General features: G+C 57.0%; 17 protein-coding genes and 1 pseudogene. 12 read left to right on the top strand and 6 right to left on the bottom strand.

Annotated features, from left to right (window positions below; all coding sequences use genetic code 11):
* Positions 1 to 81: 81 nt before the first annotated feature.
* Positions 82 to 750: pseudogene (gene radC, locus KGP22_RS00455) on the bottom strand (DNA repair protein RadC).
* A gap of 172 nt (positions 751 to 922) precedes the next feature.
* On the opposite strand from radC, the gene coaBC reads away from it, so the two are divergent.
* The 3 genes from coaBC (at position 923) to slmA (ending at position 3,287) form a co-directional block, all read left to right on the top strand.
* Positions 923 to 2,134: a bifunctional phosphopantothenoylcysteine decarboxylase/phosphopantothenate--cysteine ligase CoaBC gene (coaBC, locus tag KGP22_RS00450; RefSeq protein WP_223582511.1), complete on the top strand. Its 1,212-nt coding sequence runs from the start codon at positions 923 to 925 to the stop codon at positions 2,132 to 2,134.
* Positions 2,112 to 2,570 (top strand): dUTP diphosphatase, encoded by a 459-nt coding sequence (dut, locus tag KGP22_RS00445; RefSeq protein WP_008502691.1) that lies wholly within the window; start codon positions 2,112 to 2,114, stop codon positions 2,568 to 2,570. The genes coaBC and dut overlap by 23 nt, the downstream gene beginning before the upstream one ends.
* 120 nt (positions 2,571 to 2,690) lie before the next feature.
* Positions 2,691 to 3,287, top strand: a complete 597-nt coding sequence (gene slmA / locus KGP22_RS00440; RefSeq protein WP_008502690.1) for a nucleoid occlusion factor SlmA — start codon at positions 2,691 to 2,693, stop codon at positions 3,285 to 3,287.
* 82 nt (positions 3,288 to 3,369) lie between these two features.
* Here slmA and pyrE read toward each other — a convergent pair whose 3' ends face one another.
* Positions 3,370 to 4,011, bottom strand: coding sequence for an orotate phosphoribosyltransferase (gene pyrE / locus KGP22_RS00435; protein ID WP_115876714.1), 642 nt, complete (start codon positions 4,009 to 4,011; stop codon positions 3,370 to 3,372).
* Positions 4,012 to 4,078: 67 nt separating this feature from the next.
* The gene (rph, locus tag KGP22_RS00430) at positions 4,079 to 4,795 is read right to left on the bottom strand and encodes a ribonuclease PH (RefSeq protein WP_048975619.1); all 717 of its coding nucleotides are present in this window, start codon (positions 4,793 to 4,795) and stop codon (positions 4,079 to 4,081) included.
* 125 nt (positions 4,796 to 4,920) lie between these two features.
* Here rph and KGP22_RS00425 point away from each other — a divergent pair, with 125 nt between their 5' ends.
* The gene (locus KGP22_RS00425) at positions 4,921 to 5,784 is read left to right on the top strand and encodes a YicC/YloC family endoribonuclease (RefSeq protein WP_090420358.1); all 864 of its coding nucleotides are present in this window, start codon (positions 4,921 to 4,923) and stop codon (positions 5,782 to 5,784) included.
* Between the two features lie 205 nt (positions 5,785 to 5,989).
* On the top strand, positions 5,990 to 6,607 hold the full coding sequence (locus KGP22_RS00420; protein ID WP_023334014.1) for a trimeric intracellular cation channel family protein: 618 nt from the start codon (positions 5,990 to 5,992) through the stop codon (positions 6,605 to 6,607).
* Positions 6,608 to 6,609: 2 nt separating this feature from the next.
* Here the strand turns inward: KGP22_RS00420 and ligB are convergent, their stop codons facing one another.
* Positions 6,610 to 8,280: an NAD-dependent DNA ligase LigB gene (gene ligB, locus KGP22_RS00415; protein ID WP_223580873.1), complete on the bottom strand. Its 1,671-nt coding sequence runs from the start codon at positions 8,278 to 8,280 to the stop codon at positions 6,610 to 6,612.
* Between the two features lie 251 nt (positions 8,281 to 8,531).
* Here ligB and gmk point away from each other — a divergent pair, with 251 nt between their 5' ends.
* From gmk to recG, 5 genes are read left to right on the top strand one after another with little or no spacing between them, the layout of a single operon-like run.
* On the top strand, positions 8,532 to 9,155 hold the full coding sequence (gmk, locus tag KGP22_RS00410; protein ID WP_010426438.1) for a guanylate kinase: 624 nt from the start codon (positions 8,532 to 8,534) through the stop codon (positions 9,153 to 9,155).
* 54 nt (positions 9,156 to 9,209) lie between these two features.
* The gene (gene rpoZ, locus KGP22_RS00405; protein WP_000135058.1) at positions 9,210 to 9,485 is read left to right on the top strand and encodes a DNA-directed RNA polymerase subunit omega; all 276 of its coding nucleotides are present in this window, start codon (positions 9,210 to 9,212) and stop codon (positions 9,483 to 9,485) included.
* Between the two features lie 19 nt (positions 9,486 to 9,504).
* On the top strand, positions 9,505 to 11,619 hold the full coding sequence (spoT, locus tag KGP22_RS00400; protein WP_111964293.1) for a bifunctional GTP diphosphokinase/guanosine-3',5'-bis pyrophosphate 3'-pyrophosphohydrolase: 2,115 nt from the start codon (positions 9,505 to 9,507) through the stop codon (positions 11,617 to 11,619).
* 4 nt (positions 11,620 to 11,623) lie between these two features.
* Positions 11,624 to 12,313 (top strand): tRNA (guanosine(18)-2'-O)-methyltransferase TrmH, encoded by a 690-nt coding sequence (gene trmH, locus KGP22_RS00395; protein ID WP_047059694.1) that lies wholly within the window; start codon positions 11,624 to 11,626, stop codon positions 12,311 to 12,313.
* Positions 12,314 to 12,316: 3 nt separating this feature from the next.
* A complete protein-coding gene (recG, locus tag KGP22_RS00390) occupies positions 12,317 to 14,398 on the top strand; it encodes an ATP-dependent DNA helicase RecG (RefSeq protein WP_223580871.1) in 2,082 nt (693 codons plus the stop codon).
* A gap of 2 nt (positions 14,399 to 14,400) precedes the next feature.
* On the opposite strand, the gene gltS is transcribed toward recG, so the two are convergent.
* Positions 14,401 to 15,603, bottom strand: coding sequence for a sodium/glutamate symporter (gltS, locus tag KGP22_RS00385; protein ID WP_223580869.1), 1,203 nt, complete (start codon positions 15,601 to 15,603; stop codon positions 14,401 to 14,403).
* A 225-nt stretch (positions 15,604 to 15,828) separates the two neighbouring features.
* Between gltS and xanP the strand changes: the two genes are divergently transcribed.
* Both xanP and KGP22_RS00375 read left to right on the top strand, forming a co-directional pair.
* Positions 15,829 to 17,220, top strand: a complete 1,392-nt coding sequence (gene xanP, locus KGP22_RS00380) for a xanthine/proton symporter XanP (RefSeq protein WP_023309879.1) — start codon at positions 15,829 to 15,831, stop codon at positions 17,218 to 17,220.
* 119 nt (positions 17,221 to 17,339) lie between these two features.
* A complete protein-coding gene (locus KGP22_RS00375) occupies positions 17,340 to 19,043 on the top strand; it encodes an AsmA family protein (RefSeq protein ID WP_223580867.1) in 1,704 nt (567 codons plus the stop codon).
* A 60-nt stretch (positions 19,044 to 19,103) separates the two neighbouring features.
* Here the strand turns inward: KGP22_RS00375 and yicI are convergent, their stop codons facing one another.
* Positions 19,104 to 21,422: an alpha-xylosidase gene (gene yicI, locus KGP22_RS00370; RefSeq protein ID WP_223580865.1), complete on the bottom strand. Its 2,319-nt coding sequence runs from the start codon at positions 21,420 to 21,422 to the stop codon at positions 19,104 to 19,106.
* Positions 21,423 to 21,425 lie beyond the last annotated feature (3 nt).

Genomic DNA, 21,425 nt, shown 5'->3' with positions numbered 1-21,425 from the left:
AAGGTGGCGTAGTATACGCTGACTCGGCGGTGTGCTCAAGTCCCGAACAGACAAAGATCCCGATGGATCGCGAGAAATAGCCTAAATCCAGCCATGTTCTGCGAAAGAAATGTACTCACCGCGGCCAATTATCAGATGGTCCAGCACACGAATGTCCATGAATTGACAGCATTTGATAATGCGTTCGGTGATTTCTTTGTCAGCTCTGCTCGGTTCTGCACAGCCAGAGGGGTGATTATGCGCGAGGATCACGCCCGCTGCATTCACTTTTATCGCTTCCCGCACAATTTCACGCGGATGCACCTCAACGTGGCTCAATGTGCCCGCAAAGAGACAGCTATGTTTAAGCACTCGATTTCTGTTATCGACAAAGATCACCATAAAGATCTAGCGTTCAATATCGGTTAACTGACTTTGCAGGAATTCACGCGTCATTTCTGGCGTCAGGATCGGATCTTCCCTCTCCATGCGGACATTATAAAAACGGCGGGCAAGTTCAGCTATTCCCCTCAACTGGGCATATTTCGCCACGCCGATCCCCTCTACGTGCTTAAACTGCGCCAGATCGGCGGTCAGTAAACCGTACAGCGAACCGAAATGTGCTATCAGCTCTTTTGCCAGCGTAAATACCGTTTTTCCGGGCGTTCCGGTACGTAAAAAGAGCGCCAGCAGTTCATCGTCTTTTAACAGGGTGACGCCATAGCGCAGCAGTTTTTCGCGCGGCAGCAGCTCCTCATCCTTTTCTTCCATGCCCTTTCTCCCTTTTTTAACCTCATGCTGCCACAGGCCAATCCGTCGCTCGACGACCACATTGCGTTCTTGCGTAGCGGCTCGCAAAGTGGCCGAAGGACAAAATCACCCCGCTTTGGGGATTGTGATAAAATGCCTGCTCTCTGGTGAAACCCAACAGGAAAGAATCATGATGAGCCTGGCCGGTAAAAAAATCGTTCTTGGCGTGAGCGGCGGCATTGCTGCTTATAAAGCGCCGGACCTCGTGCGTCGCCTGCGCGAGCGAGGGGCTGACGTGCGGGTCGCGATAACCGAAGGCGGTAAAGCCTTTATCACTCCCCTGAGCCTGCAGGCCGTTTCAGGATACCCGGTTTCTGACAGCCTGCTCGATCCGGCCGCCGAAGCCGCGATGGGCCATATTGAACTGGGTAAATGGGCAGACCTGGTTATCCTCGCCCCCGCCACGGCCGATTTAATCGCTCGGGTGGCAGCCGGTATGGCAAACGACCTGGTTTCCACCATTTGTTTGGCCACGCCTGCGCCTGTTGCCGTCGTTCCTGCTATGAACCAGCAGATGTACCGTAATGTGGCCACCCAGCACAATCTTGAGACGCTGGCCTCACGCGGACTGCTTATCTGGGGACCGGACAGCGGCAGCCAGGCCTGCGGCGACGTTGGCCCGGGTCGCATGCTTGATCCGCTGACGATTGTTGATATGGCCGCCGCCCATTTTTCGCCTGTCAACGATCTGCAACATCTCAACATCATGATTACCGCGGGCCCTACGCGCGAACCGCTGGACCCGGTGCGCTATATCACCAATCACAGCTCCGGTAAGATGGGTTTTGCCATTGCCGCCGCAGCGGCGAAGCGCGGCGCGAACGTCACGCTGGTGAGCGGCCCGGTATCGCTGCCTACCCCTGCGTTTGTGAAGCGAATTGACGTTACCACCGCGCTGGAGATGGAAGCCGCCGTGCAGGCACATGCTCAAAGCCAGCAGATTTTTATCGGCTGTGCAGCCGTTGCAGACTATCGTGCCGAGACGATCGCCGAGGCTAAAATTAAAAAGCAAGGCGATGAATTAACAATAAAAATGGTGAAAAACCCGGACATCGTTGCCGGTGTCGCCGCACTAAAAAGCCATCGTCCATACGTTGTTGGGTTTGCCGCAGAAACGAATAATGTGGAAGAATATGCCCGGCAAAAACGTACCCGCAAAAACCTCGATTTGATTTGCGCGAACGACGTATCGCTGGCCACACAGGGATTTAACAGCGACAGCAACGCACTGCACCTTTTCTGGCAGGATGGAGATAAAGTCTTACCGCTTGAGCGCAAGGAACTCCTGGGCCAACAATTACTGGACGAGATCGTTACCCGTTATGATGAAAAAAATCGACGTTAAGATTCTGGACCCGCGTGTTGGCGAGCAATTCCCGCTGCCAACCTATGCCACCTCCGGCTCTGCCGGTCTTGACCTGCGCGCCTGTCTCGATGACGCCGTAGAACTGGCTCCGGGTGCCACTACCCTGGTTCCAACGGGCCTGGCGATTCACATTGCTGACCCGTCTCTGGCAGCGGTGATCCTGCCGCGTTCTGGTCTGGGCCATAAGCACGGCGTTGTGCTGGGTAACCTGGTGGGTCTGATTGACTCCGACTATCAGGGTCAACTGATGGTCTCCGTCTGGAACCGTGGTCAGGACAGCTTCACCATTGAACCAGGCGAGCGTATCGCACAGATGGTCTTTGTACCGGTGGTACAGGCAGAATTTAACCTGGTGGCAGACTTTGACGCCACCGACCGTGGCGAAGGCGGCTTCGGCCATTCCGGGCGCAAATAACGGCCCGAAAGACACGTATCTCACAGCGTCATAATGCAATAACAAACCGCAAACGCCAGTTTGCGGTCGCTGTGTGGATGCCAGCCTGGCAAGTGCTTATTTTCAGGGGTATTTTGTAACATGGCAGAAAAACAAACCGCGAAAAGGAATCGTCGCGAAGAAATACTTCAATCTCTGGCTCTGATGCTTGAATCCAGCGATGGCAGTCAACGCATCACCACCGCTAAACTGGCCGCCTCTGTGGGCGTGTCTGAGGCGGCGCTGTACCGTCATTTTCCGAGCAAAACCCGGATGTTCGACAGCCTGATCGAATTCATTGAAGACAGCCTGATCACGCGCATCAACCTGATTCTGAAAGATGAAAAAGACACGACCGCGCGTCTGCGTCTGATTGTGCTGTTAATCCTGGGCTTCGGTGAACGCAATCCGGGCTTAACCCGTATCCTCACCGGCCACGCGCTGATGTTTGAACAGGACAGACTGCAAGGCCGCATTAACCAGCTTTTCGAGCGAATTGAAGCGCAGCTGCGCCAGGTACTGCGCGAAAAGAAAATGCGTGAGGGCGAAGGTTACAGCATTGATGAAACGCTGCTGGCGAGCCAGATTCTGGCGTTTTGTGAAGGCATGCTCTCCCGGTTTGTGCGTAGCGAATTCAAATACCGTCCAACGGACGATTTTGATGCCCGCTGGCCGTTAGTGGCAGCACAATTACAGTAACGCTATCGCCGGATGGCGGCTTCGCCTTATCCGGCTTACAAACTGGTAGGCCCGGTAAGCGTTGCGCCTCCGGGCAATGCAATTAAACCCCGAACTCTTCGCGATACGCTTTTACCGCTGCCAGATGGTCCGCCATCTCAGGCTTCTCTTCCAGATACGCAATCAGCTCTTTTAGGGTGATAATCGACGTCACTTTACAGCTGTAATCGCGCTCAACTTCCTGAATAGCGGAAATTTCACCGCGACCACGCTCCTGACGATCCAGAGAAATCAGCACGCCAGCAAGCGTCGCACCGTTGGCCTGGATAATCTCCATCGATTCGCGGATCGCCGTACCCGCGGTGATCACGTCATCGACCAGCATGACGCGGCCCTGCAGTGTGCTGCCGACCAGATTTCCGCCTTCACCGTGGGTTTTAGCCTCTTTGCGGTTAAAGCAGTACGGCACGTCGCGGTCATGGTGTTCCGCCAGCGCCACCGCAGTGGTGGTCGCAATCGGAATGCCTTTATAGGCCGGGCCAAACAGCAGGTCAAAATCAATCCCGGAATCCACCAGCGCTTCGGCATAGAAACGGCCTAACAGTGCCAGATCGCGCCCGGTATTAAACAGCCCGGCGTTGAAGAAATAGGGACTCTTACGCCCGGATTTCAGCGTAAACTCGCCAAACTTAAGTACCTGCTTGTTAAGCGCAAACTCAATAAACTGGCGCTGATACGATTTCATGGATTTGCTCCTTTGGTTTTTCTGTCTTACAGGCAAAAAAAAGGCGACTCATTGGTCGCCTTTAAAATCAATTTTCTAACGCCGCTTTCTGCGTCGTTACAATGGATTCGATTCCCCCTCGGGCCAACGCCAGCAGGGAGAGAAGCTCGTCGTGGGTGAACGGCTCGCCTTCCGCCGTGCCCTGTACTTCAATGATGCGACCGTCTTCGGTCATCACCACGTTCATGTCGGTCTCGGCGGCAGAATCTTCAACGTATTCCAGATCGCAAAGCGCTTCACCGTTAACGATACCCACGGACACCGCCGCAACCATACCTTTCATTGGGTTGGTTTTCAGCTTACCGGCCGCAACCAGCTTGTTAAGGGCGTCAGCCAGCGCCACGCATGCGCCAGTAATGGACGCCGTACGCGTACCGCCGTCTGCCTGAATAACGTCGCAGTCCAGCGTGATGGTGAATTCGCCGAGGATTTTCAGATCAACGGCTGCACGCAGCGCACGCGCGATCAGACGCTGAATTTCCATGGTACGACCGCCCTGCTTGCCCTTTGCCGCTTCACGGGCATTACGGGTGTGGGTCGCACGCGGCAGCATGCCGTACTCTGCGGTGATCCAGCCCTGGCCCTGACCTTTCAGGAAACGCGGAACGCCTTCTTCAATGGACGCGGTGCACAGAACCTTCGTGTCACCAAACTCAACCAGCACGGAGCCTTCAGCGTGTTTTGTATAGTTACGGGTCAGGGTGACGGGACGCACCTGATTGGCGCTACGACCTGATGGACGCATGATGGATTCTCCGGCTTGAAACGAATGTGGCTGCGCATTATACGGATAAAGGACGCTTATTCCTATCCTGAGAAGCCCCCGAAAGCTATAATCCCCCCATCTCTCCTTTAAAAACGGGAATGTCTATGATCCGCAGTATGACCGCCTACGCCCGGCGTGAAATCAAGGGTAGCTGGGGTAGCGCCACATGGGAAATGCGCTCGGTAAACCAGCGTTACCTGGAAACGTATTTCCGCATGCCGGAGCAGTTCCGCAGCCTTGAGCCTGTCGTACGTGAACGTATCCGTACGCGTCTGACGCGCGGGAAAGTGGAATGTAACCTGCGCTTTGAGCCTGATGCCAGCGCACAGGGCGAACTGATCCTCAACGAAAAACTGGCGAAACAGCTCGTGAATGCGGCGAACTGGGTCAAAATGCAGAGCGATGAAGGCGAAATCAACCCGGTTGATATTCTGCGCTGGCCTGGCGTCATGGCCGCCGGTGAACAGGATCTGGATGCCATTGCCGCTGAAATCCTGGCAGCCCTCGACGGCACGCTGGACGACTTTATCGTTGCCCGTGAAACCGAAGGCCAGGCGCTGAAAGCGATGATTGAGCAGCGCCTTGAAGGCGTGAGCACCGAAGTAGCCAAAGTCCGCGCCCATATGCCAGAAGTGCTGCAATGGCAGCGCGAGCGTCTTGTCGCCAAACTGGAAGAAGCGGAAGTTCAGCTGGAAAACACCCGTCTGGAACAAGAGCTGGTGCTGATGGCGCAGCGTATCGATGTCGCTGAAGAGCTGGACCGTCTGGAAGCGCACGTTAAAGAAACCTACAACATTCTGAAGAAGAAAGAAGCTGTGGGCCGCCGTCTGGACTTTATGATGCAGGAGTTTAACCGCGAGTCGAACACCCTGGCGTCTAAGTCGATCAATGCAGAAGTGACGAATTCAGCGATTGAGCTGAAAGTGCTGATTGAGCAGATGCGCGAGCAGATCCAGAATATCGAGTAATGCATTTCGGGTGGTGTCGATGGTGCCACCCATTACTATTTCTAATCCATCTCAGCGCCTATTTTTGTTTTTTACCGCGGCTCATAAAGCCCATCCAACCTATCCTGATAAAAATTTTTAGGGCAAACCTGGTCGCCTTAGAAAATCTCAATCGTGATCTTGCGCACAAATCGCTAACCTCCCACGCGTTCACACCGGAGGGTATATGCTGCTTCACATCCTTTATCTCATTGGCATCACCGCAGAAGCCATGACCGGCGCACTTGCCGCCGGACGTCGCCGTATGGACACCTTCGGCGTAATCATTATTGCTACAGCGACCGCACTGGGCGGCGGTTCCGTGCGCGATATTCTGCTTGGCCATTACCCGCTCGGCTGGGTTAAACACCCTGAGTATGTGATTATCGTGGCAACGGCCGCCGTGTTAACCACCATCGTGGCGCCCGTTATGCCCCATCTTCGCCGCCTGTTCCTGGTGCTTGATGCGCTGGGGCTGATCGTCTTTTCGATCATCGGTGCGCAAATCGCACTCGATATGGGTGAAGGCCCGGTAATCGCCACCATTGCTGCCGTGGTCACGGGCGTATTCGGCGGCGTGCTGCGCGATATGTTCTGCAAACGTATTCCTCTGGTCTTTCAAAAAGAGCTGTATGCTGGCATCTCCTTTGCGGCAGCGGTGCTCTATATTGCCCTGCAGCATTACGTTTCAAACCATGATGTCGTGGTCATCTCGACGCTACTGTTTGGCTTTACGGCCCGCATGCTGGCGCTGCGTCTTAAGCTTGGACTACCCGTTTTTCATTACAAACACAGCGCACACTAGCTTCAGAACCCGTTGATGTGCTGTTCAGCGAGCCATTTCGCCAGCACATCAATTTGAGGCGCGTGCAGCCAGTTAATGATTTGTCGCGCTTTCTCCTCTCCCGTTCCCGGCAGGGTCTGCCAGTCCTTTGCGTTGCGCCCCCTCATCTTCTGCCACGATATGTCTCCCATTGCCTTCAGCGAAGACTGCGGCATTGGCACACCCAATGCCATGAGCCAGCGGATAAAAGGCTTCTCGCGCACCAGATTAAATCGGTGCCAGAGCGCCAGCCCGCGCGCAGAGGAAAATCCCGGTACAGCCTGCAGCTGCGCCTGCGTTAATAACAGCCACGAAAAGAGATGTTCAAAATGATGCGCCTGCCAGAGGGTTCGCCAGCCTGACTCGCCTAATCCATCAATATCAAGTACCTGCTTTGAACTAAGCCAGGTCAGCCGGGCAAAGAACTGTTCCATACACTCCGGTGAAGCATAGAAACAGCTAAGAGAATGATAACGTGGGGCCGGAGGCTCTGGTTTATGTCTGTCCGTTCCACGCCAGAGCACCTTATCAAACCGGGGGATACCTTGCCCGGCCAGGCTGATCTGGATCTGATCCCCCGGGGCAATATCCAGCCCCTGCCAGCGCGCAACCGAGCCCAGACTCACCCTCTGCACCTGTTTATCATCCAGTTGCACGGGTTCCAGCGCTGCTACAACGGAAATTTTGCCCGTTCGCCCCACGGAAAAATGAATATCACTCACCTCGGCGACCTGGGCTGCAGGAGGATATTTCCACGCGACGACCCAGCTACCTTCTCCCGGTAACCAATCTTCGCCCGCGGGTTCATCCTCCGAACGCACCACAATGCCATCCGTGGCAAAGGGTAATGCGCTTACGTGCCAGGCCGCGCGCTGTTTCTCAACGGCATCAACAGAATCGGTGGGTAACGTATACCGTGCCGACAGCGTAAAACCGGCCTGAGACAGTTCAGCTAGAGATGTATGCATGTCTTTCGGTCCGTCAGGCCAGGCCCAGATGAATACGCCGAGCTTATTCGATAGCGCGTTATCCTTTTGCCGCATCATCGCACCCGCAACTTTTGCGCGAGCATTCACCCCGCCCATCTGCCGCTGGACGTGCTTGTCGCTTAACCAGAAAAGCTCGCCCTGTAAGACGCTATTTGCCAACTTGCCGGTGAGCTTTTGCGGAACAGACGGGATTAAACGTACCTTATCGGTCCAGTCTTCCCCTTTCAGGCCATCACCTCGACTAATGGCCTGGGTTAACTTTCCGTCACGATAGACCAGCGTTACCGCCACACCGTCAACTTTGGGCTGCATCCACAGATGTTGCCGCGCGAGCATCCACTGACTCAGCGCCTCTTTGCTGGCCACTTTATGTACGCCCGTATGGGCGACAGGATGTTTTACGCTCCCCGTCAGGGTAGGGAGTTTCTCTCCTGAAGGTTCACTGCCGAAACAGTACTGCCACTTCGTTAACCGCCCGTGAAGCTGGTCGTAAACTTCGTCGTTGACCTCGCTCACACCCTCCTTCCAGTAAGCGTTATCCCAGCGTTTGATTTGCGCGCTTAACGACGCCATCTCTTTCTCTGCTTTTGCCTGCGACCACACTGGGCAAACCGCCGCGCCATAGCCACACCACAACAACATTACCCCGCTTATCCATCGCCACATCGCTACCCCTCCTTTGCATTGCAGGAGGTATACCCTGATGCCTGAAACAACGCTAACGGCAACGTTTCACAATGCGAGACGCTATCCGGTATTTCTTTTGGTGGCTGAAAACCACAGATAAAACCTGAAAACGGCACGCAAAATTCAATAATCCGATGGAAAAAGTGTGACAAAGACTACGTCACACGGCGGTGACGTGTATAATAAGCCCGTATGTAGGACTTCTTCGTTAACACATACAAAAGACTCTCATGGCTCAAGGCACGCTTTATATTGTTTCTGCCCCTAGCGGCGCGGGTAAATCCAGCCTTATTCAGGCACTGTTAAAAACCCAACCGTTGTACGACACACAGGTTTCTGTTTCTCATACCACGCGAGCGCCGCGTCCGGGTGAAGTGCACGGTGAACACTATTTCTTTGTGGATCACGACGAATTCAGAGCGATGATCGGCAGAGACGCGTTTCTTGAACACGCTGAAGTATTTGGTAATTACTACGGTACCTCGCGTGAAACCATTGAGCAGGTTCTGGCCACGGGCGTGAATGTGTTCCTGGATATCGACTGGCAGGGTGCGCAGCAAATTCGCAAGAAAATGCCTGACTCGCGCAGTATCTTTATTTTACCGCCATCGAAAGATGAGCTGGATCGCCGCCTGCGTGGGCGCGGCCAGGACAGCGAAGAAGTGATCGCAAAGCGTATGGAACAGGCTGTTGCAGAAATGAGCCATTACGCGGAATATGATTACCTAATTGTGAATGATGATTTTGATGCCGCGCTGAGCGATCTCAAAACCATTCTTCGTGCAGAACGTCTGCGTATGAGCCGCCAGAAGCAGCGACATGACGCATTAATCACCAAACTGTTGGCAGACTGAACCCACTTTCAGTATCATGCCCAGTCATTTCTTCACCTGTGGAGCATTTTAAGTATGGCACGCGTAACTGTTCAGGACGCTGTAGAGAAAATTGGTAACCGTTTTGACCTGGTACTGGTCGCCGCGCGTCGCGCTCGTCAGATGCAGGTAGGCGGTAAAGATCCGCTGGTACCGGAAGAAAACGATAAAACCACCGTTATTGCACTTCGCGAAATCGAAGAAGGTCTGATCAACAACCAGATCCTCGACGTGCGTGAGCGCCAGGAGCAGCAAGAGCAGGAAGCCGCAGAACTGCAGGCCGTAACCGCTATTGCTGAAGGTCGTCGTTAATTAAACCTGCGGGTCGCCCTTGTATCTGTTTGAAAGCCTGAATCAACTGATTCAAACCTACCTGCCTGAAGACCAGATTAAGCGTCTTCAGCAGGCGTATCTCGTTGCACGTGACGCTCACGAGGGCCAGACACGTTCAAGCGGTGAACCCTATATCACGCACCCGGTAGCGGTGGCCTGTATTCTGGCCGAGATGAAACTCGACTACGAAACGCTCATGGCCGCTCTGCTGCACGACGTGATCGAAGATACCCCTGCCACTTACCAGGACATGGAACAGCTGTTTGGCAAAAGCGTTGCCGAACTGGTGGAAGGGGTCTCTAAGCTTGATAAGCTGAATTTCCGCGACAAGAAAGAGGCGCAAGCCGAAAACTTCCGCAAGATGATTATGGCGATGGTGCAGGATATCCGCGTCATTCTCATCAAACTCGCTGACCGTACCCACAACATGCGCACGCTGGGCTCACTTCGTCCGGATAAACGTCGCCGTATTGCCCGTGAAACCCTCGAAATTTACAGCCCGCTGGCGCACCGTTTAGGTATTCACCACATTAAAACCGAGCTGGAAGAGCTGGGTTTTGAAGCGTTGTACCCGAACCGTTATCGCGTCATTAAAGAGGTGGTGAAAGCCGCACGCGGTAACCGTAAAGAGATGATTCAAAAAATCCTCTCTGAAATCGAAGGGCGCTTGCAGGAAGCGGGAATTCCGTGCCGCGTGAGCGGTCGCGAGAAACACCTGTACTCCATCTACTGCAAAATGGTGCTCAAAGAGCAACGTTTTCACTCGATCATGGATATCTACGCCTTCCGCGTGATCGTCCATGACTCGGACACCTGTTATCGCGTGCTGGGGCAGATGCACAGCCTCTACAAGCCGCGTCCGGGGCGCATGAAAGATTATATCGCCATTCCAAAAGCGAACGGCTATCAATCTTTGCACACCTCGATGATCGGGCCGCACGGCGTGCCTGTTGAGGTGCAAATTCGCACCGAAGACATGGACCAGATGGCAGAGATGGGTGTAGCCGCACACTGGGCCTATAAAGAGCACGGCGGCGAAAGCAGTACGACCGCACAAATCCGCGCCCAGCGCTGGATGCAGAGCCTGCTGGAACTTCAGCAGAGTGCGGGCAGCTCGTTTGAATTTATCGAGAGCGTTAAATCCGATCTCTTCCCGGATGAGATTTACGTTTTCACCCCAGAAGGTCGCATTGTCGAACTGCCTGCGGGCGCAACGCCGGTCGACTTCGCTTACGCCGTGCATACCGATATCGGGCATGCCTGCGTCGGCGCGCGCGTCGACAGGCAGCCTTATCCGCTGTCTCAGCCGCTCTCCAGCGGCCAGACGGTAGAAATTATTACCGCGCCGGGCGCACGTCCGAACGCGGCCTGGTTGAACTTTGTCGTAAGCTCCAAAGCACGCGCCAAAATTCGCCAGCTGCTGAAAAACCTCAAGCGTGATGATTCCGTCAGTCTGGGACGTCGGCTGCTCAACCACGCGTTGGGCGGTAGCCGTAAGCTGGCTGAGATCCCACCGGAGCATATCCAGCGCGAACTCGACCGAATGAAGCTCACGTCTCTGGACGATCTGCTGGCGGAAATTGGTCTGGGCAACGCTATGAGCGTCGTAGTAGCGAAAAACTTGCAGCAGGGCGAAGCGACACCTTCTGCTCCAGGCGCATCTGGCCATGCTCATTTGCCGATTAAAGGCGCGGACGGGGTGCTGATCACCTTCGCAAAATGTTGCCGCCCAATTCCTGGCGACCCGATTATTGCGCACGTCAGCCCGGGCAAAGGGCTGGTTATCCACCATGAATCCTGTCGTAACATTCGCGGCTACCAGAAAGAAGCCGAGAAGTTTATGGCGGTCGAGTGGGATAAAGAGACCGCGCAGGAATTTATCACCGAAATTAAGGTGGATATGTTCAACCACCAGGGTGCCCTGGCGAACCTGACGGCAGCGATCAACACGGCCTCTTCCAACATTCAGAGTCTGAATACGGAAGAAAAAGATGGCCGCGTTTATAGCGCCTTTATTCGTCTGACCGCCCGCGACCGCGTACATCTGGCGAATATTATGCGCAAGATCCGCGTCATGCCGGACGTGATTAAAGTCACCCGAAACCGAAACTAGGTTTATGAATTCACAACGTTATGCACGTATCTGCGAAATGCTCGCCAGACGTCAGCCTGACCTGACGGTCTGCATGGAGCAGGTGCATAAACCTCATAACGTCTCTGCCATCGTCCGTACCGCAGATGCTGTTGGTGTGCATGAAGTGCACGCCGTCTGGCCGGACGGCCGTATGCGAAATACGGTCTCAGCGGCGGCAGGCAGCAACAGCTGGGTGTCCGTCAAAAATCATCACACCATTGGCGAAGCCGTATCGCACCTGAAAGGGCGCGGGATGCAGATCCTTGCCACTAACCTGTCCGCTAAAGCCGTAGATTTCCGCGAGATCGACTACACCCGCCCGACCTGCATTTTAATGGGTCAGGAGAAAACCGGGATCTCCCAGGAAGCGCTGGATCTGGCGGATCGGGACATCATCATTCCGATGATCGGCATGGTCCAGTCTCTCAACGTCTCCGTGGCGTCCGCGCTCATTCTTTATGAAGCGCAGCGCCAGCGTCAGAACGCGGGGATGTACGAGCGCAGCAACAGCATGCTGCCGGAAGATGAACAGCAGCGCCTGCTGTTTGAAGGTGGTTATCCGGTGCTGGCTCGCGTTGCGAAGCAGAAAAAATTGCCTTACCCCCACGTCAACGCGCAGGGCGAAATTGAAGCCGATGCCGAGTGGTGGGCCACCATGCAGTACGCCGGGTAAGCGATGAAAGGCCGCCTGCTGGATGCCATCCCGCTTAACAGCCTGACGGGCGTGGGCGCGGCGCAAAGCAATAAGCTGGCGAAAATTGGCCTGCACACCGTGCAGGATCTCCTGCTTCACCTCCCCCTGCGTTACGAAGACCGCACCCAGCTCTATAAGATTGGCGATCTCCTTCCCGCCATTTACGCCACCGTTGAAGGCGAAGTACTGAACTGCAATATCACCTTCGGCGGACGCCGGATGATGACCTGCCAGATTAGCGACGGCACCGGCATCCTTACCATGCGTTTTTTCAACTTCAGCGCGGCGATGAAAAACAGCCTGGCGACGGGCCGCAGGGTGCTGGCCTATGGTGAAGCCAAACGCGGGAAATACGGCGCAGAGATGATCCACCCGGAGTACCGCGTGCAGGGCGATCTCAGCACGCCGGAGCTGCAGGAGACGCTCACCCCGGTTTACCCGACGACCGAAGGCATCAAGCAGGCGACGCTGCGTAAGCTCACCGATCAGGCGCTGGAGCTACTGGATACCTGCGCCATTACCGAGCTGCTGCCGCCCGAGCTGGCGCAGGGCATGATGAGCCTGCCCGAGGCGCTGCGAACCCTGCACCGTCCGCCGCCAACGCTGCAGCTCAGCGATTTAGAAAGCGGCAAACACCCCGCCCAACAGCGTCTTATCCTTGAGGAATTACTGGCGCATAACCTGAGCATGCTGGCGCTTCGTGCGGGCGCGCAGCGCTTCCACGCTCAGCCCTTAAGCCAGAATGATGCGCTCAAAGATAAGCTGCTGGCCTCTCTGCCGTTTAAACCCACCGGCGCGCAGGCGCGCGTCACCGCTGAGATTGAACGCGATATGGCGCTCGAGGTGCCGATGATGCGCCTGGTGCAGGGCGATGTAGGGTCCGGTAAAACGCTGGTTGCCGCGCTGGCAGCCCTGCGCGCGATTTCCCACGGTAAACAGGTCGCGCTTATGGCGCCGACCGAGCTGCTGGCTGAACAGCACGCCAACAATTTCCGCGCCTGGTTCGCGCCGCTGGGGATTGAAGTGGGCTGGCTTGCCGGGAAGCAAAAAGGCAAAGCGCGACTTGCGCAGCAGGAAGCCATCGCCAGCGGGCAGGTGCAAATGATTGTCGGCACGCACGCTATCTTCCAGGAGCAGGTGCAGTTCAGCGGCCTTGCGCTGGTGATTATCGATGAACAACACCGCTTTGGCGTCCATCAGCGTCTTGCGCTGTGGGAAAAAGGCCTTCAACAGGGCTTCCACCCGCATCAGCTGATCATGACCGCCACGCCGATCCCGCGCACCCTGGCAATGACCGCCTACGCCGATCTGGATACCTCCACCATCGACGAACTCCCCCCGGGCCGTACGCCGGTCACGACGGTTGCCATTCCTGACACACGTCGCAGCGATATTATTGACCGCGTGCGTAACGCCTGCACCCACGAAGGACGTCAGGCCTACTGGGTCTGTACGCTGATCGAGGAGTCTGAACTGCTGGAAGCGCAGGCTGCCGAAGCCACGTGGGAAGAACTCAAGCTGGCGCTGCCGGAGCTGAACGTGGGTCTGGTTCACGGACGTATGAAGCCCGCTGAAAAACAGTCGGTGATGCAGTCGTTTAAGCAGGGCGAGCTGCATTTGCTGGTCGCCACGACGGTCATTGAAGTGGGCGTGGACGTCCCCAACTCCAGCCTGATGATTATCGAAAACCCGGAGCGCCTGGGCCTTGCCCAGCTCCACCAGCTGCGCGGGCGTGTTGGCCGCGGCGCGGTAGCCTCCCACTGCGTCCTGCTCTACAAAGCCCCGCTCTCGAAAACCGCCCAGATGCGGTTGCAGGTGCTGCGCGACAGCAACGACGGTTTTGTGATTGCGCAAAAAGACCTGGAGATCCGCGGCCCGGGTGAACTGCTGGGCACGCGCCAGACGGGGAACGCGGAATTCAAAGTGGCGGATTTGCTGCGCGATCAGGCTATGATCCCGGAAGTTCAGCGCCTTGCGCGCCACATTCATGAACGCTACCCCGAACAGGCGGCAGCGTTAATTGAGCGCTGGATGCCGGAAACCGAGCGGTATTCCAACGCCTGATTTCAGGCAAACATTGGCAGCATCAGGTATAGCTTGATCACCAGCGCGTTGACGATATCAATAAAGAACGCCCCGACCATCGGGACCACCAGAAACGCCATGTGCGATGGCCCGAACCGTTCTGTGATCGCCTGCATGTTAGCGATAGCCGTTGGGGTTGCCCCCAGACCAAACCCGCAGTGACCCGCCGCCAGCACCGCCGCATCGTAGTTTTTGCCCATCATGCGCCAGGTGACGAACATAGCGTACAGCGCCATAAACAGGGTTTGCACTGCCAGAATCGCCACCATCGGCAGCGCCAGCGAGGCCAGCTCCCACAGCTTGAGGCTCATCAGCGCCATCGCCAGGAACAGTGACAGACAGACGTTGCCGAGCACCGACACCGCCCTTTCAAACACGCGGTAGAAGCCCATCAGCGCCAGACCGTTGCTCAGGATCACCCCGATAAACAGCACGCAAACAAACGTCGGCAGCTCAAACGCTGAGCCCGCCAGCCATTGCGCAACCACTTTGCCCACGGTCAGGCAGATGGCGATCATCGCGATGGTTTCAATCAGCACCAGCGAGGTGATACTGCGCCCAACGTCCGGCTTTTCAAAGGCGGTAGGCACCAGCTCATCGTCCGGCCTGCCGTCCGGCGTGGTAGAGTGCTTCACAAGATAACGCGCCACCGGGCCGCCAATCAGGCCACCCAGCACCAGGCCAAAGGTGGCACAGGCCATCGCTACTTCCGTCGCGTTTTCAAAGCCGTAGCGTTCGATGAATAGCTTGCTCCACGCGGCCCCGGTTCCGTGACCGCCAGAAAGGGTAATCGACCCCGCCAGCAGCCCCATCAGCGGATCCAGCCCCAGCAGCGTCGCCATGCCGATGCCAATGGCGTTTTGCATCAGCAGCAGCCCCACCACCACAATCAGGAATACGCCGAGCACCTTACCGCCCGAGCGCAGGCTCGCCAGGTTGGCATTCAGGCCAATGGTGGCAAAGAAGGCCAGCATCAGCGGGTCTTTCAGGGACATATCAAAATCTATTTCCCAGCCCAGGCTTTTTTTCAGCACCAGCAGGGCCAGCGCTACCAGCAGGCCGCCGGCGACGGGTTCAGGAATGGTGTACTTTTTCAGAAGGGAAACGCTATGTACCAGCTTACGACCAAGCAGTAAGACCAGCGTTGCGGCAACAAGGGTCGACAACGTATCGAGATGAATCATAGAAGGCTCCTTTTTTGCGCGTGTTCCATACACACGCGGCGTTATCCTGGGCCGGTTTGCGCTCTTCATGAGCCCCCGGCGCAAAAAGTGTAATTTTTTTTTCCGATGCGTTGTAGAAAACCTGCTCACAGCGGCAGAATTTCTTCCCTTTTTTTGCTGGCAATCGTTTGCTTTTACCAGGTGGTCAGATAAAATGCCCGCTTTTCCACCGTGGGATTGCCGCCGATGTCCGTTAACACCATAGAGTCGCCTGATGCGCAACCGATTGCGCAGAAGCAAAATAGCGAACTGATTTACCGCCTTGAAGACCGCCCGCCGCTGCCGCAGACGCTTTTCGCCGCCTGCCAGCATCTTCTGGCGATGTTTGTTGCGGTGATCACTCCGGCGCTGCTGATTTGCCAGGCGCTCGGCTTACCGGCGCAGGACACGCAGCACATTATCAGCATGTCTCTTTTCGCCTCCGGCGTGGCCTCGATTATTCAAATTAAAGCGTGGGGTCCGGTGGGGTCGGGTTTGTTGTCGATTCAGGGCACCAGCTTTAACTTCGTGGCACCGCTGATCATGGGCGGTACGGCGCTGAAAACCGGCGGTGCGGATGTTCCGACCATGATGGCGGCGCTGTTCGGCACGCTGATGCTGGCCAGCTGTACGGAGATGGTGATCTCCCGCGTTCTGCATCTGGCTCGCCGCGTTATCACCCCGCTGGTTTCCGGCGTGGTCGTCATGATTATCGGACTGTCGCTGATTCAGGTGGGCCTGACGTCCATCGGCGGCGGTTATGCGGCAATGAGCGACCACACCTTCGGCGCACCGAAAAACCTGCTGCTGGCAGGCGTGGTGCTGGCCATCATTATTCTGCTTAACCGTCAGCGTAACCCTTACCTGCGCGTCGCCTCGCTGGTGATTGCCATGGCGGCAGGCTATCTGCTGGCGTGGGCGCTGGGCATGCTGCCGGAGAACACCGCGCCGACCAACAGCGCACTGATCGTCGTCCCCACGCCTTTGTACTACGGCCTGGGCATTGACTGGGGCCTGCTCCTGCCGCTGATGCTGGTCTTTATGATCACCTCTCTGGAGACCATCGGCGATATCACCGCTACCTCGGACGTCTCCGAGCAGCCGGTATCCGGCCCGCTGTATATGAAGCGACTGAAAGGCGGCGTGCTGGCGAATGGTCTGAACTCGTTTGTCTCTGCGGTATTCAACACCTTCCCGAACTCTTGCTTCGGTCAAAACAACGGCGTCATCCAGCTGACCGGCGTGGCCAGCCGCTACGTCGGTTTTGTAGTAGCGCTGATGCTGATCGTTCTCGGCCTGTTCCCGGCGGTAAGCGGCTTTGTGCAGCACATCCCAGAGCCGGTGCTGGGCGGCGCGACGCTGGTGATGTTCGGGACTATCGCAGCTTCCGGCGTGCGTATCGTCTCCCGCGAACCACTGAACCGCCGCGCGATCATGATTATCGCGCTGTCGCTGGCCGTTGGTCTGGGCGTTTCCCAGCAGCCGCTGATCCTGCAGTTTGCCCCTGACTGGGTGAAAAACCTGCTCTCTTCCGGCATTGCTGCGGGCGGTATCACCGCTATCGTGCTAAACCTCGTTTTCCCGCCTGAGAAAAATTGATTTCTCTCACGGCAGGCAGTCAATGCCTGCCGTGACATCGAATTACACCATTCCCGCCTTGAGGATTGCGCATAAATCGTGCATAACTCCCTTATGTGCGTTTTGCGGGATGGAAGACCATGAAATTTATTGGAAAGCTCCTCATCTATCTTCTGGTAGCCCTGCTCATTGTGATGCTGGCGCTCTATATTCTGCTCCAGACCCGCTGGGGCGCGTCTCAGGTCAGCAGCTGGGTAACGGTGAATACCGACTACGAACTCAGTTTCGACAAGATGAATCACCGCTTTTCGTCGCCTTCCCACATCATTCTGGAAAATGTCACCTTTGGTCGGGACGGTAAACCCGCCACGCTGGTAGCCAAAAAAGTCGATATTGGCCTGAGCAGCCGTCAGATAACCGATCCGCTGCACATGGACACCATCACCCTCTTCGACGGCACGCTGAATCTCTCGCCGCAGACGGCGCCGCTGCCTTTCCAGGCGGATCGCCTGCAGTTGAACAACATGGCGTTTAACAGCCCGAATACCGAATGGGATTTGAGCGCGCAGAAGGTCACGGGCGGCGTCAGCCCGTGGCAGCCGGAAGCGGGCAACGTGCTGGGGAACAACGCGCAGATTCAGATGAGCGCGGGCTCGCTGACCCTGAACGGCGTACCGGCCACCAACGTGCTGATCGAGGGCCAGCTTAACGGCAAGGAGGTGGTGCTGAAAACGATTGGCGCCGACATGGCTCGTGGCTCACTCACCGGCTCCGCCCTGCGCAACGCCGACGGGAGCTGGATTATCGACACCATGCGCCTCAACGAGATCCGCCTGCAGAGCGATAAAACGCTGACGGCGTTCTTCGCACCGCTGGGCACCATTCCCTCTTTGCAGATTGGTCGTCTGGACGTGACCGACGCCCGGCTTCAGGGCCCGGACTGGGCGGTGACCGATCTCGATTTAAGCCTGCGCAACCTGACTCTAAGCAAAGGTGACTGGCAGAGCCAGGAAGGTCGTCTGTCCATGAACGCCAGCGAGTTTATCTACGGCTCGCTGCATCTTTTCGACCCGATCCTGAATGCGGAGTTTTCCCCGCAGGGCATGGCGCTGCGTCAGTTCACCTCCCGCTGGGAGGGCGGCATGGTACGCACCTCGGGCAACTGGCTACGCGACGGTAAAGCGCTGGTGCTGGACGATGTCGCCATCGCCGGACTGGAGTACACCCTACCGCAGAACTGGAAAGCATTGTGGATGGAGCCTCTGCCGGAATGGCTGAACAGCGTCACGCTGCAAAAATTCGGCCTGAGCCGTAACCTGGTGATCGACATCGATCCCGCCTTCCCCTGGCAGATCACCTCTCTGGACGGTTATGGCGCAAACCTGCATCTGGTGAAAGATCGCCAGTGGGGCGTCTGGGGCGGGAGCGCAACCCTGAACGGCGCGGCGGCGACCTTTAACCGCGTCGACGTGCGCCGCCCGTCGCTGGCGCTGAATGCCAACGCCGCCACGGTGAACATTACCGACCTGAGCGCATTTACCGAAAAAGGCATTCTGGAAGCCACGGCGACCGTTTCACAACTCCCGCAGCGGCAGACTACGGTAAGCCTGAACGGGCGCGGCGTACCGCTCAACGTGCTGCAGCAGTGGGGCTGGCCTGCTCTGCCGATTACGGGCGACGGCAATATTCAGCTCACCGCCAGCGGCAGCGTGCAGGCGAATGCCCCGCTGAAGCCGACGGTGAATGGGAAGCTGAGCGCGGTGAATATGGATAAACAGCAGGTGCAGCAGACGATGACGGGCGGGGTGGTTTCAACACCACCCTCACCCCAGCCCTCTCCCTGAAAGGGAGAGGGAGCAAACCATTCCCTCGCCCCTTTGGGGAGAGGGTTAGGGTGAGGGGAATTAAAGGTGAACAACCACCTCATCGCCCTCCGCTTTCACCACCACACCCCACTCGCTGCCCGCGTGCGAACCGCCCTTCACGCCGCTCACCTTCTGCACGTTGCGCAAGCACACCGACCAGTTTTGCGCGTCTCCCGCGCCGGTAAAGGTCACGATGTCGCCCCGACGTGACGCCTTCAGCGTAAACGCCACGGAGCCGTCCGCCACAGGCACTTCGCTCACCGCCGTTGCGCCGTCGTCCAGGTTAAACAGCTGGAAGGCCGTCCCCTCATTCCACGCGTAGTCCGGCTTCTGGTTATTGTTGCCCAGCGCCAGCAACGTGTTGTCGCGCACGTAGACCGGCAGGCTCATGAAACCGTGCTGCTGCTTCTGCCAGCGGCTGCCCTGGATTTCGTCGTTGTGCCACAGGTGCGTCCAGCGCCCTTCCGGCAGGTAGAACTGCACGTCGCCCGCCTCGGAGAATACCGGTGCCACCATTAACGAATCTCCCAGCATGTACTGACGGTCGAGATAATCGCACGCCGGATCGTCCGGGAACTCCAGCATCATCGCCCGCAGCATCGGCGTGCCGAACTCGCGGGCCAGCGCCGCCTGACGGTACAGGTACGGCATCAGCTGACATTTCAACTGCGTGAAGTGGCGCACCACGTCGCAGGACTCGTCATCGTACGCCCACGGCACGCGGTAGGATTTGCTGCCGTGCAGGCGGCTGTGGCTGGAGAACAGCCCGAACGCGCACCAGCGCTTATAGACGTGCGCCGGGGCGGTGTTTTCGAACCCGCCGATATCGTGGCTCCAGAACCCGAAGCCGGACAGACCAATCGACAGCCCGCCGCGCAGGCTTTCGGCCATCGACTCATAGTTGGCGTAGCAGTCGCCGCCCCAGTGAACCGGGAACTGTTGCGCACCCACGGACGCGGAGCGGGCAAACAGCACCGCCTCTTCTTCACCCACCGTCTCTTTCAGCACGCTCCACACCAGTTCGTTGTAGATGTAGGCGTAGTGGTTGTGCATTTTCTGCGGATCGGATCCGTCAAACCACTGAACGTCGGTCGGGATACGCTCGCCAAAGTCAGTCTTGAAGCAGTCGACGCCGATATCCACCAGGCCTTTCAGCTTGTCGGCATACCACCGGCACGCGTCCGGATTGGTGAAGTCATAAATCGCCAGCCCCGGCTGCCATTTGTCCCACTGCCACAGGGAGCCGTCCGGGCGCCTGAGCAGGTAGCCCTTCTCTTTCAGCTCCCGGAAGATGGGGGATTTCTGGCCGATGTACGGGTTGATCCACACACAGACCTTCAGCCCTTTCTCTTTCAGGCGGCGGATCATCCCTTCCGGATCCGGGAAGGCCACCGGGTCCCACTCGAAGTCGCACCACTGGAAGGCCTTCATCCAGAAGCAGTCGAAGTGGAACACGTGCAGCGGCAGGTCGCGCTCGGCCATGCCGTCGATAAAGCTGTTCACCGTCGCTTCGTCGTAGTTGGTGGTGAACGAGGTGGTCAGCCACAGGCCGAATGACCACGCAGGCGGCAGCGCCGGACGCCCGGTGAATTGCGTATAGCGGTTTAATACCTCTTTTGGCGTCGGGCCGTCGATCACGAAGTATTCCAGATATTCCCCTTCCACGCTGAACTGCACCTTGGAGACCTTCTCGGAGCCGACTTCAAACGAGACGTTCTCCGGATGATTCACCAGCACGCCGTAGCCGCGGTTGGTCAGGTAGAACGGGATATTTTTGTAGGACTGCTCGGTGCTGGTGCCGCCGTCGCGGTTCCAGGTTTCGACCGTCTGGCCGTTGCGCACCAGCGCGGTGAAGCGCTCGCCCAGGCCGTAGACCGTTTCCCCCACGCCCAGATCCAGACGCTCGAACACGTAATTGCGGTCGGTGTTGCTGTCCTGCACGTAGCCGTTGTTTTTCAGCTGGCTGCCGGTAATGCGCTGGCCATTACGCAGGAAATCCAGCGCCCAGAACTCGCCTTTGGTGACGCGCACGCTGATACTGCCGCTTTTCAGCTCGGCAAAATCGGCGTTGTTTTCAATCTCTACCTTCACGTCTTTCAGAACGTTCAGCGGATAGTGTGGGCCGTTATTCAGTGCGCCCTGGAAATGATCGATACGCACCCCGATAATCCCTTCCTGTGGGGCAAACAGGCGCACCGTGAACATCAACGTGTCGAGCTGCCAGGTACGCTCGCGCACGTCGCGCGGCGCAACAAATACCACCAGGTCATTGCCCTGCTGCTCCACGTCGAACACCTGAACCGGATACGTCACGTTCAGGCCCGGTTGAATGAGCCAGTTTCCATCACTGATTTTCATGCT

The sequence above is a fragment of the Enterobacter sp. JBIWA005 genome, from assembly GCF_019968805.1.
In the GTDB taxonomy this organism is placed as follows: Bacteria; Pseudomonadota; Gammaproteobacteria; order Enterobacterales; family Enterobacteriaceae; genus Enterobacter; species Enterobacter vonholyi.
The sequence above is the reverse complement of the archived record's forward strand: the minus strand, read 5'-3'. Positions and strand labels throughout refer to the sequence as shown.

Excerpts from the sequence above, each read along its gene's own strand:
- pyrE (WP_115876714.1), bottom strand. The coding sequence starts at position 4,011 with ATGAAATCGTATCAGCGCCAGTTTATTGAGTTTGCGCTTAACAAGCAG.
- slmA (WP_008502690.1), top strand. The coding sequence starts at position 2,691 with ATGGCAGAAAAACAAACCGCGAAAAGGAATCGTCGCGAAGAAATACTT.
- yicI (WP_223580865.1), bottom strand. The coding sequence starts at position 21,422 with ATGAAAATCAGTGATGGAAACTGGCTCATTCAACCGGGCCTGAACGTG.
- rph (WP_048975619.1), bottom strand. The coding sequence starts at position 4,795 with ATGCGTCCATCAGGTCGTAGCGCCAATCAGGTGCGTCCCGTCACCCTG.
- gmk (WP_010426438.1), top strand. The coding sequence starts at position 8,532 with ATGGCTCAAGGCACGCTTTATATTGTTTCTGCCCCTAGCGGCGCGGGT.
- KGP22_RS00425 (WP_090420358.1), top strand. The coding sequence starts at position 4,921 with ATGATCCGCAGTATGACCGCCTACGCCCGGCGTGAAATCAAGGGTAGC.
- rpoZ (WP_000135058.1), top strand. The coding sequence starts at position 9,210 with ATGGCACGCGTAACTGTTCAGGACGCTGTAGAGAAAATTGGTAACCGT.
- KGP22_RS00375 (WP_223580867.1), top strand. The coding sequence starts at position 17,340 with ATGAAATTTATTGGAAAGCTCCTCATCTATCTTCTGGTAGCCCTGCTC.
- trmH (WP_047059694.1), top strand. The coding sequence starts at position 11,624 with ATGAATTCACAACGTTATGCACGTATCTGCGAAATGCTCGCCAGACGT.
- gltS (WP_223580869.1), bottom strand. The coding sequence starts at position 15,603 with ATGATTCATCTCGATACGTTGTCGACCCTTGTTGCCGCAACGCTGGTC.
- dut (WP_008502691.1), top strand. The coding sequence starts at position 2,112 with ATGATGAAAAAAATCGACGTTAAGATTCTGGACCCGCGTGTTGGCGAG.
- xanP (WP_023309879.1), top strand. The coding sequence starts at position 15,829 with ATGTCCGTTAACACCATAGAGTCGCCTGATGCGCAACCGATTGCGCAG.
- coaBC (WP_223582511.1), top strand. The coding sequence starts at position 923 with ATGAGCCTGGCCGGTAAAAAAATCGTTCTTGGCGTGAGCGGCGGCATT.
- recG (WP_223580871.1), top strand. The coding sequence starts at position 12,317 with ATGAAAGGCCGCCTGCTGGATGCCATCCCGCTTAACAGCCTGACGGGC.
- KGP22_RS00420 (WP_023334014.1), top strand. The coding sequence starts at position 5,990 with ATGCTGCTTCACATCCTTTATCTCATTGGCATCACCGCAGAAGCCATG.
- ligB (WP_223580873.1), bottom strand. The coding sequence starts at position 8,280 with ATGTGGCGATGGATAAGCGGGGTAATGTTGTTGTGGTGTGGCTATGGC.